8 protein-coding genes are annotated in these 11,237 nt (G+C 41.4%); 3 read left to right on the top strand and 5 right to left on the bottom strand.

Features of this window, described 5'->3' with window-relative positions; translation table 11 throughout:
* The first annotated feature begins 129 nt into the window (after positions 1–129).
* Both EL244_RS07340 and glpX read left to right on the top strand, forming a co-directional pair.
* Complete coding sequence (locus EL244_RS07340; protein WP_006813345.1) at positions 130–1,053, top strand: AEC family transporter; 924 nt, start codon at positions 130–132, stop codon at positions 1,051–1,053.
* Between the two features lie 156 nt (positions 1,054–1,209).
* Positions 1,210–2,187 carry a class II fructose-bisphosphatase gene (gene glpX / locus EL244_RS07335; protein WP_172459983.1) on the top strand — a complete coding sequence of 326 codons (978 nt, stop codon included), beginning with the start codon at positions 1,210–1,212 and terminating at the stop codon, positions 2,185–2,187.
* Positions 2,188–2,250: 63 nt separating this feature from the next.
* Here glpX and dtpA read toward each other — a convergent pair whose 3' ends face one another.
* Positions 2,251–3,723 carry a dipeptide/tripeptide permease DtpA gene (gene dtpA / locus EL244_RS07330; RefSeq protein ID WP_126459900.1) on the bottom strand — a complete coding sequence of 491 codons (1,473 nt, stop codon included), beginning with the start codon at positions 3,721–3,723 and terminating at the stop codon, positions 2,251–2,253.
* An 896-nt stretch (positions 3,724–4,619) separates the two neighbouring features.
* On the opposite strand from dtpA, the gene EL244_RS07325 reads away from it, so the two are divergent.
* A complete protein-coding gene (locus EL244_RS07325) occupies positions 4,620–5,681 on the top strand; it encodes a tetratricopeptide repeat protein (protein WP_126459897.1) in 1,062 nt (353 codons plus the stop codon).
* A 179-nt stretch (positions 5,682–5,860) separates the two neighbouring features.
* On the opposite strand, the gene EL244_RS07320 is transcribed toward EL244_RS07325, so the two are convergent.
* The 4 genes from EL244_RS07320 to EL244_RS07305 all read right to left on the bottom strand — a co-directional run bounded on the left by EL244_RS07320 (position 5,861) and on the right by EL244_RS07305 (position 11,226).
* On the bottom strand, positions 5,861–6,343 hold the full coding sequence (locus EL244_RS07320; RefSeq protein WP_126459895.1) for a glutathione peroxidase: 483 nt from the start codon (positions 6,341–6,343) through the stop codon (positions 5,861–5,863).
* Between the two features lie 275 nt (positions 6,344–6,618).
* Positions 6,619–8,322 carry a hypothetical protein gene (locus EL244_RS07315; protein ID WP_126459892.1) on the bottom strand — a complete coding sequence of 568 codons (1,704 nt, stop codon included), beginning with the start codon at positions 8,320–8,322 and terminating at the stop codon, positions 6,619–6,621.
* A complete protein-coding gene (locus EL244_RS07310; protein ID WP_126459889.1) occupies positions 8,306–10,042 on the bottom strand; it encodes a hypothetical protein in 1,737 nt (578 codons plus the stop codon). The genes EL244_RS07315 and EL244_RS07310 overlap by 17 nt, the downstream gene beginning before the upstream one ends.
* A 209-nt stretch (positions 10,043–10,251) precedes the next feature.
* Positions 10,252–11,226, bottom strand: a complete 975-nt coding sequence (locus EL244_RS07305) for an aromatic ring-hydroxylating dioxygenase subunit alpha (protein WP_172597509.1) — start codon at positions 11,224–11,226, stop codon at positions 10,252–10,254.
* Positions 11,227–11,237: the final 11 nt, after the last annotated feature.

Raw genomic sequence — 11,237 nt, 5'->3', positions numbered from 1 at the left:
TTATTTGGTTCTAAATAAGTTATATGTCAGAGCGTTAATTTATTACAGTTAGCCCTAAATTATTCGAATTGTAGCTAGGAAAAACCAATGACGTAGCTGTACGAAGAATAATCGTAGAAAGGAGAGAAAATGCTACTACACATTATTTTAGAAGCCCTCAGCCCCATCATTTTAGGTCTTGCTGTCGGGTGGTTATCGGGGAAATATGGTTTTGTTAAACGGGAATACTCCCAGGCTTTCGCCGATTTTGTTGTCAAAATTGCGTTACCCTTCGCCTTATTCCTTGCGGCTGTACAAGCACCGCCATCGGTTCTCTTAAACGTAGACTATCTACTAGCCTTAGCGGTCGGTCTAATTGCCTCTTATGTTATTGGTTTCTTTGTCGGTAAAGTTTTTTTCCGTCACAATAAAACTGATGCTGCGATGCAAGCATTATCCGTGTCATTTCCGGATATGGCGTACTGTGGGCCACCAGTTTTACTTGCAACGGTAGGCTCATCCGGTCTTATTGCCATGGTACTGGGTAACTTAATTTATACCGTTGTGATTATTCCGTTTACATTACTGATGATCAGCGGCACATCTAAAGGAAATGGGATCCTAAAATCTGTGGGTAAAGCCGTTGCACAGCCGTTAGTTTTCTTACCAGTTTTAGGTGCTGTACTCGCGATTTGTGGCGTCAAGTTACCAGAAATTCTACAAAACTCAGTGAATGAGCTAGGTAAAACTGCGGGTGGTGTTGCCCTATTCTTCCTCGGTTTATTACTTTCTGGTATTAAACTCACCATCAGTAAAGAAATTATCTTTAACGTTTTTGTAAAAAACTTTGTGCAGGCTGCCTTAATTCTAGGAACCGGTCTTGCTCTAGGTTTAGAACGTGATTTACTAAAAGCGGCCTTTATTATTGGAGTTCTACCGACAGCAACCGCTGTCCCAGCCCTCGCAATCAGTAATAAAGCGTATACTGAAACCTCCGCAGCGACAGTACTCTTAAGTACCATAGCCGCTTTAATCTCCATCATTGGCGGTATTACTATCGTCGAAATGCTGTAACTCTTAAGGGTGGGAGAAATCCTACCCTTTCCTCGTTATTCTCAATTCTCATCGCTGTTTTCCTCGCCAATCATTTGCTATGTCAATCACAATAAAAGTATCATAAGTACAGTTATCTCTTTTTTTAGATTTGTAGGAATAAAATAAACAATGAAAATCAGCGATGAATTAGCATCCGCTATCGCGTCTGTCACCGAAGTTGCGGCAATTGCCGCTTTTGAATGGGTTGGGAAACAAGATAAAAATGCGGCGGATAATGCCGCTGTTGAAGCAATGAGAAACCGACTCAATCAAATTGATTTCCATGGGAAAATTGTGATTGGTGAAGGTGAGATCGATGAAGCACCGATGCTGTATATCGGTGAACAAGTGGGTAAACAAAGTAGTGAGCATCATTTAGATATTGCTGTAGACCCAATTGATGGGACTCGAATGGTCGCTTGCAATGAACACAATGCTATTGCGGTCCTTGCTGCTGCTCCAACAGGAACGCTGTTACAAGCACCTGATATGTATATGGAGAAAATGGTTGTTGGCCCCGCAGCTAAAGGTGCTGTTCATCTTAAAAACCCCATCGAAAAGAACTTAGAATTTCTCTCTGCTGCACTAGATAAACCGATTTCGATGTTAAATGTGGCAATATTAGATAAACCTCGCCACCAGCATATTATCAAAATTATCCGAAATTTTGGCGCTAACGTCATTACCATCCCTGATGGCGATGTGCTGGCTTCGTTACTCACTATCTTACCTGAGCATTCCATCGATATGATGTACGGCACGGGTGGCGCACCTGAAGGCATTATCAGTGCAGCGATTGCACGGGCATTAGGAGGCGATATGCAAGCGCGCTTAGTGCCACGTAATAAAGCCAAGGATGATACTAAACAGAATCAGCTATTAGCTGCTCAGGAAGCCATTCGTTGCCAACAGATGGGTATTGAGATTGGTGAGATCTTAACGCTCGATTCAATGGTAAGTACCTCGGATGTGATTTTCTCTGCTACTGCTATCACACCAAGCGTGTTGATGAATGGGATTTCTAATGATCCCCACAGTTGCAGTGCCAGTACCATTCTGGTCAATGGTAATAACCGCTCAATGAAAATCATTAATAATCGATATTTTAAATAACTGATTCACATAAAAACAAAAAGGGCGATATTTCTATCGCCCTTTTTTATCACTCTTTCAGAACTATTTATGTTCTAACGTCATACGATTTAAGAGTGGAGCAGTCAGTACCATCACAATTGCGATAGCCCCTGTCACCAAACCAATCTTCATAAACACATCGCTGTACACAGCCAGTGATTCTGCTTTGCTCGTAATAACCCCTTCAGGAACCGCCGCCAGTGAAGCAACGTAACCCGCGATAAACGCTGCGGCAGAGTTAGTTAAGAACCATGCACCCATGATGAAGCCCATCAGACGTTGTGGCACTAGCTGAGCCACCATCGCCAGACCTAAGCCTGAAATCATCAGTTCACCAATACTTTGGAAGCCATAGCAGATAATCAGCCATTCAACAGAAACAATACCGGCTTCGTTGGCAAATTTAGCACCAATTGGCAATACGAGGAATGCCGCTGAACACAACAACATACCAATGGCAAACTTATGCGGCATTGGTAAATTATCGCCCATTTTATTATAGACTGCAGCCAAAATTGGGCTACCAATCATAATCCATAATGGGTTCAACGCTTGATACTGCGCAGGTTCGATGGCGAAGCCTAACACTTCATGCTCAACGTTATGTAGAGCAAAGAAGTTCAGAGACGTTGGCATCTGGCTATACAGAACAAAGAAGACAATCGCTTCAAGCATTAAGATAAGCGCTACAACCATACGACGACGAGCAATCCCTTTTAATGCGAGCATCTCTTTGACAAAGATAACTAAGATACCGACCGAAACTAAGCCTAATACCGCACGAGCAATGCCTAAGTTATGGAGTAACCAGTTAGAGATGACGACCAGTGCAACAACACCAATAATCGTCGCGAATAATTTAGACAACACAACCGGCTCAAAGTCAGGTTTAGAACCGTGATCCGAAACCCATCTTTTACACATGTAAAAGTTAACAAGTGTAATGATTAAGCCCACAACGCTGAGGGAGAATGCCACATCCCAGCCGTAGTGTTTTGCTAACCATGGTGTTGCCAACATTGAGAAGAATGAGCCGATGTTAACGGACATATAGTACATGGTAAATGCACCGTCCAAACGAGGGTCATCTTTGTCATAACAGGTAGACAACAAGGAGGATGGGTTAGCTTTAAATAGACCGTTACCCACGGCAATTGTTGCTAAACCAAGATACACCATGGAAACGTCATGCCCAGAGTAGGCAACAAACGCATAACCAACAATCAGAACGAGTGTCCCAAGGACAATGGCTCGTTTGGTTCCAAGAACTTTATCTCCTAACCAACCCCCAATGGCAACAAACCCATAGACCAATGCAGAGAATGCAGCAAATAGCGTGATTGATTCCGCTTCTGACATTCCAAGCACTTGGCTAAGGTAGATTGGGAGTATCCCCTGAAGACCGTAGTAACCAAAACGTTCCCAGAGTTCGATAGAAAAGATTAGATAGAATGAACGAGGTTGCTTAAACGCGTTAAGACTGACTTCCTCTTTATTGTTGTTTGTTGTGGACACAAGTTACCTCTAGTACAACCTGTACATATGCAAAAAAAACCACGGAGCGCTATCTGCGCCCTCGCATTGTTATTGTCTCAAGAATTTAAGCCTTAAAAGATTCAATCTCGGTTGGAGGAGTATCAATCCCTGACCTCAAAGCAAACAAAACTGTGTGTAAATATTGTTTATGAATCGTGCAGATAAAATTCAATGAGTTAAAGCACATTTGATTATTTATTCAACATTATCACAAATATATGCCGATTAAATAGAACAACCAATTATGCCATATACACCATTTATGCACCAAAACTATATAATATGCTAGTATTAATTACTGAATTAATACTTACTCATCGTGATTCACTTCAATTTTTTGAAATTATCTGGAATTATTGCCGACCGTTATTTAACCGTTTGTTTATTGAATGTTAAGCATAATGCTCTAATTTTAATCAACCAATAAACCATGCAACATAAAAGAATCATTTATGAAATAAACATATTTAAGTTAAATTATCGGGATTGAGGCTACAGAGGAAGGAAATAAGGTCAGATTTTGCGCAAAAAAAAGCCCAGTAAAAATTACACTGGGCATAATGCATTCTATTAAGGATCGTGCTACTACTTCAAACTACACTACATAGATGCATTATTGCATTACTTCATGTAAAGAAATGAATGTTGAGGGTAAATATATGAATGTTTGCGCAAACAAACAGTAATATAGATATTAATAAGACCCGCAGCTTGTCAGAAAGGTTCCATTTATTTTTGAATTTTTTTAAAATTTTTTACAACCCTATGATTTGAAATCATAATTAGAATATAAATATTGGCAATTGCATCCACCATAGCAACCAGATACCCTGTCCTTAGGAATAAATGGCGAAAATTCAGCCCAAGGATAACGCGTGAAACGGTTTGCACTCTCTTTACTCTTTGTCAGTTACCTATTCGTTAATTTCAGTTACGCTAAAACGGTTGCTACTCCTGCTGAAACACCAAAAATTGATGAAAAAAGTCTGCTTAAATTGGTGGAAACAGGGCAAGCAGAAGCTCAATTCAATTTAGCCATGTTCTATCAATCCCATGGTCAGCTCGATAAAGCATTACACTGGTATCGCCTATCGGCTACACAAGGCTTTAGTAAGGCACAAATTAACCTCGCGTTGATGTATCAACAAGGCATTGGTGTCCCTAAAGATGAAAAAGAGATGTTGCGGTGGATGGAAGCCGCTGCCAAGTCAGGAGATCCCATCGGTCAAATGAATATGGCAGAGTACACTTTGCAAGGCATTCCAAAACTTCTCGAAAAAAATCCACAGCAAGCCCTTGATTGGTTAGAAAAAGCGGCGGAGCAACAATTTCCAGCAGCACAACTGACTCTTGCCTATTGGTATGAAAAAGGCGTTGCAGGCGAAAAAGAACCCCAAAAAGCGCATCAGCTTTACCTTGCATTAGCCGAAAAAAATCATCCACAAGCCCTTTATTTATTGGGATATCAAGCCGCGACGGGCATGTATAAAAAAATCGACTACCCCCTCGCCTTTCACTATTTTAATCGCTCCGCTGGACTGGGGTTTTCCCCTGCCCAAAATAGTCTTGGGATGCTCTATTTATCAGGGCAAGGTGTAAAACGCGATATTCCCTCTGCCATTAAATGGCTCACCCTTGCGGCCCAGCAAGGTGAAGTTTCAGCCCAATTTAACCTTGCTCTAATTTATGCGCGAGGTGATGGAATACCAGCGGATCAAGCGAAAGCCTGCCAGTGGTTTATTAAAGCCGCTAACCAGCGCAGTCCTGATGCTCAATATGCCAGCGGAGCCTGTTATCAGTATGGAATGGGCGTGCCACAAGATGATACGAAAGCCTTATATTGGTATCGCCTTGCCGCCAAGCAAGGGGATGAACGAGCCCAGAAGAAGGTATTGATTTTAGAGAATGATCTACAAAATTCCGGAAAAGGGAAATAGCCTCAGACTGTCTGCATAAAATAGGCTTTATCCGTTAGCTCACATTTGAGCTAACGAATTTATCAGCACAGCGCACGTAGAGTTAATCGTTGGTCTTGAGTGAGAAGCTAGAATTCCCCTTTCACAAATAATCCATTTTCAAAAGTACTCTACCATTAATGGCTGGGATTTCTGAGCACTTAAGTTTTAAGTGCCGCAACAATTGCCGCTTCCATTTTATCTGGGGCAGTAAACGGAGCAAAACGCTTGAGCGGTTTACCGTCGCGACCGATCAGAAACTTCGTGAAATTCCACTTGATCCGCCCGCCTAGCAAACCGGGTAACTCGCTTTTTAGATAACAAAACACCGGATGTGTTGAGGCGCCGTTGACTTCGACTTTATCAAACATCGGAAAGCTCACACCGTAGTTAATGTAGCAGGTCTGCGCGATTTCCTCAGCGCCGCCGGGTTCCTGTTTTCCAAATTGATTGCAGGGAAAACCAAGCACCACAAAACCCTGATCTGCGTATTTCTTGTAGAGTGCTTCAAGACTGCCGTATTGTGGTGTAAAACCACAATGGCTGGCGGTATTAACGACGAGAACCACCTTACCCGTATAGTCAGCCATCGAGACAAGATGGCCGCCAAGACTTGTCGCGGTCAATTGATAAAAGGTGGTCATATTAGGATCCTTAAAACAGAGCCAGTCGACATTACCACTCAGTACTTTCCTATTGGAATTGGCGTATAGAAAGCAAATCCCTGATACACGACAGTGTCTGAAATTTTATGCAGCTTATCTTTGCAAGTTCAAAGAAAGAAAACAACAAACGGGGAAGCTTTGGACTACCTCCCGTTCATTGAAATATTATAGTGTTAGTTCTGTGTGAGTTTTAGTACAAGGCTAAATATTTTGTCATCGGTGGGTTGGTATGAACAAGAGGCAGGTATTATTCACTATAGAAAATCTACCAGCCAATCCTCAATATAATGGAAAGGTACTGGATATCGGTAGCAGCGGCAGGCTGTCAGTACCAATGAGGACTTTCCTTTAGTAACAGCTGACATTCTTTTAAATGAGTCGGTATTACCGCACTCTTGAGCTATATGCTCTATTGCTAAGTTTCCAGACATTGGAAAGTTAGTTGACGCTGAGCCATGTATATCTGAGTTAGAGTACATATTTTGTTCGCTGTCTTGATTAGGGTACCAATACTGCAACGTGCAATGTGTTAGTTTGTCTGCGGCAAATTGTTCTAGCTTTTGGCTTACTGAGTCTAATTTATACAAAGAGCAAAATACTACTAGCAACGGATATAAGATACTTGCTTCCGTAACTTTATTCTTATAGCTATTGTCAGTCCTGTCTTTCCTTCTATGTTCAAACAAAATTTCGTAAGACTCATGCACTATTGGATACATACCATTGCTCTCAAAAGAGAACATACACCTATCAGACATTTCTGATAGCCAGCTTTCCACAAATTCGTCCAGTTCAGAATTATTTGAAAGCAGCGATAGAGTCAGACCAATATCAATCGCTTGAGAATCTTTATACGGCGACAGCAATATTGGATTATTAATAACCAATAGGTTAATTGACTTTGTTATTTCTCTGAGACGCAAACGTAATTTTTCCTGTTTTTCGCTATCTCCATTCACTGGTGGATTTTCAATGTAACTTTTTGACAGTGAATCTAAAATCCAGTGACCTTTAACTGATAAACGACCCAACACATCAAAGAGTTTAATGTTTACATCAATAGAACAAGGGGAACGAACCGCATGGGAAAGAGCATATTTGAATTCAACATATGGGATTAAACATCTATCTACATAACAATCAGTAATTTGTTGATAAGTATCCAAAATACTATCAAATGATTTTGATAGTTTGTTTTTACCCGTGTAACTTTCTTTAACCTTATCCCAAGCCAACAGCAGTGCACGCTCTGATGAAAGATAAGCTGCCTCTAAATTCTTGCCATCACGACACCATGAAAATAGGACCCATAAACAAACATTTATTCGTGTAATAGACGATGCAATAGAATCTGTATCTGTGGCATTTGACAGAACCCTATCTATCAATAGAGAAAAATGCTTGCTTGAGCTCTCGGGCTCTTCGAGTAGAGCTAACGATTTCCTTAACAAAGCCTGACTAGTGCTAGGCAGCAACTCTTCTTTCAACAGATACTGCTGAATAAACTCTGAAAGTTTATCACCATTCCACTCTTCAAAAGAAACATTATCTCGCGTATTTCGTTGCTCGTAGCCAGATACTTCCTGCCTAATTCCGGAACTAACATCGCCACCAAAACATAGGCAGATAACGATTTTTTTATCTCTATGTTCTGGTGGTAGACGACTAGAAATAAATGAATCTTGAATTTCATCTAACGAAGATCTAAGAGCTTGATCTGTATTTCCATTCCAAGTCTCTCTAGTCAGATTGCCGGACTTCACTGAGAACAAATAAACTTTGCCTTCCTCATTATTGACTCGTCCTACGGCAGCGATATCAACACCATACTCTTTAACCCCACGTGTCGGTGAGATAAACACATTCAGGCCCATACTGCTCAATAAGTCTGGCAGTACAGCATCTAATTCTGCTCGCTCTTTTAGTGACGCCAAATATTGTTTAAGGATTAGCTTCATTTTTTATTCTCTCGTAGCGGTATATGCGCAAAATATAATCTAGAGATTCGGGATCTAAAACGTTCAATCTTGGCATTTCAGTCGAATGAGAAAAAGAGTGCATCTGAGCCTCCTGACGTACGGGCGTTCCATCTACGTGATGCACATAATAAATTGAGCTGTTGCCGTACAATAACTTCTGAGTCGTCGCAATCAACTGAAAGATAGAAGATTCTGATGCTTTTTCGTGGGCTTTTTGCATATCTTTATCCACGTTTTTCCAATAGGTTCTTATATTTTCACTGGGCGCTATTAACTCATTCAATTCAGACACTTTCTCAATATCAGCGTGATAAGTATGAAGCTTTCCAAGCAAGTGCTCACATAGTTGTCCTCGAACATCTGTATCAATGCATGACTGGAGGAATTGCTCAAGCTCTCCCGGATAGCTTAAAAGCAAAGGGTCATACAAAATTTGTTCAAGATTGTTAAGTGTGGTTGCCGAAGCGGTTTCACAAATGGATAGTATGAAACTTGCCGCCGCGACAGGCCGAGTAAATAACCAACCAATCGCTTTGTGACTAACAAATATTTGCCTCTTATCATCACCCAGCAATGTCATATCAGTCCTTAGTTCTATATCCTTACCCGTTACATCATGAAGTAGATCTGAGACTGCTTGGCAAAGTGATGATTCTCCGGATAAAAACCATTTCGTAATGATGTGATTGCGTAGTTCTTGATATTGATGCTTGCTTAATAGTTCATTAGAGAAATAGTCTAGTAATGTGAATTCCACACCTACAGCTAAAATCGATTCCAATAATTCAATAGCAAGAAAACATAAATCCCTTTTAATCAATTTGACTAGTAAATAATCAATGTTATCTATAGTACATTTGTTTTCAGGAAGGATATTGGCTAACTCCTTTACAAGAATATGCAAGACATTCTCTGGAAGATCATCACTTTGAAATGCTAAAATATGCGATATTGCATTGAGAACATCCGGAGACAAGTCCTTAACAAAAGGAGTTAGAAACTCTTCTATTTGCGACCAATAAGATGGAAACCTTTTACCAAAATGGAGCATTCCTTTCAGTATTGAGGTATGGCAATTAATGTCGTCCTCAGTCATAGCATTACTGATAAGTTGCTCTAAAATGACACATGCCTGAGTTTCATCAACATTTAGTCTCCCTAAAACAAAATAGCCTTGACTTCTGACCGCTGGATTGCTGCTAGCAATCAAACTTTTTGTTGTTTGGATAGCCTCATACATGCATTTTGAGTCGTATGCGAGGATTGAGCAGGAAAGAAAAGGGGCATATGTGTTAAGTTCACTTTGCGTCAGGATAAATTCAACGCTATCTTTGGGACGCTGTACTTCCATGCTACAGAAATACTGAAAGGCCTCATAAAATCCAACACTACCGACCTGTTGCGTAAGATAAACTAGACAATGTAGGACATCTTCAACATTTGCGTTTAGTAGAGGTAATACATTTTCAAAGGTATCCAGAATTCCAAAAAAATCCTTTTTACAGGAATTTTTATCAACTCCTTTTACTATTCTAACAAAATCTATCTTTCCTGAATTATGCAGCTCAGATAGTGCTTCTATCAAAACTCTCTCTTCGGAACATTCTTTTTGGATGTACAAATCGTGAATTTTAGCGAGCAAGCTTTCCGTCGTTTTATTTGCAGCTAGCAAGCTAGCTTTTGTTTCTTCTAATAACATTTCACTGCTCCCCACCATACCGTAATTCAGTCAGTTGATATTTGTAATATAAAAAGAAATAGGTTAATTGGTAATCTTTCCCCATACTTGAAAGTGATAATAAAAAATAAACCAATAGTCAGTTTTAAATTCTCTCATATCTATAATAATTTAACTGAACGCTTAACTCATATTTAACACGTAACTTATCATATATTCCGTGCAACTATTTAAAGCCGGAAACAGAACTGCCGCTCCTCAAACGTTAGCGGCTTACCATTTTCAAGCAATTGCCGAATGCTCGGCCCAAGTAGATCCTGCTCACCATCCACTGGCGTGACAGGCACTTCTTGAAAACGCAGTTTATTGGCACTGACTTTCTCCAATATCTGCCTGTCTTGGCGGAGGATCACGCGGAATAACCGGCTCAATACGTAACGTTTGATCATTGCAGGAAGTCTGCCGCGCCGAGTGGCTATTCGGGCAAACACACGTAACTGGCCATTTCCACAAGGTACTAGCCAAGCGCTGACAAGCAGATTGAGCTTATCACTGCGGTCGCGGTACTCAATTTCTGCCAGACACGGCAGACGAAAGCGCCCCATACTGACTCCGCGCTCACGCTCAAACAGTCGCGAAATAAGCCCTGACTGCTTCCCTTCTTCGCTATACACCGCTTCGACGCCATCCGCCAGTGGGCGAACTCGGGCACTGATTTGTTGCCGCTGCCTGTCGTGACGGATCCAGCCTGAGTGGACGAAATGAGTGTGGAAACCATCAAGAAAATTCTCAGCAGCGTCCTGCAACGAACACTGCACTTGATCGGTGACCCAAAACGTATCTAACTGCTCACTCTGTTGAGCAGGTGCAACCGGCGAAATTAACGGCATTTCAGTGCTCAAACTGACCCACACCAGCCCGTGAGATTCACAACAGGGCAAACTCTCAAGCAACCGCTTGCTTCCTAAAACTCGGTTACTACCGGGTACTCGAGTACAACGCCCGTCGGCGGAAAATCGCCAGCCATGATAAGGACATTCAATCTGTCCATCGCATATTTTGCCTGCGCTCAATGGCGCAAAACGGTGTGGACAACGATCTGGCAGCGCAGCAGCACGCCCATCACTATCACGAAACAGTACCAACGGAGAGTCATCTAACTGGCAAGCTACCGGTTTGCCTCGCAATTTGTCGCTGAGGGCCACGGGCCACCATT

The organism is Providencia rustigianii, assembly GCF_900637755.1.
GTDB lineage: Bacteria > Pseudomonadota > Gammaproteobacteria > Enterobacterales > Enterobacteriaceae > Providencia > Providencia rustigianii.
Note: the sequence above shows the minus strand (reverse complement) of the source record. Positions and strands in the feature narration are given on the sequence as shown.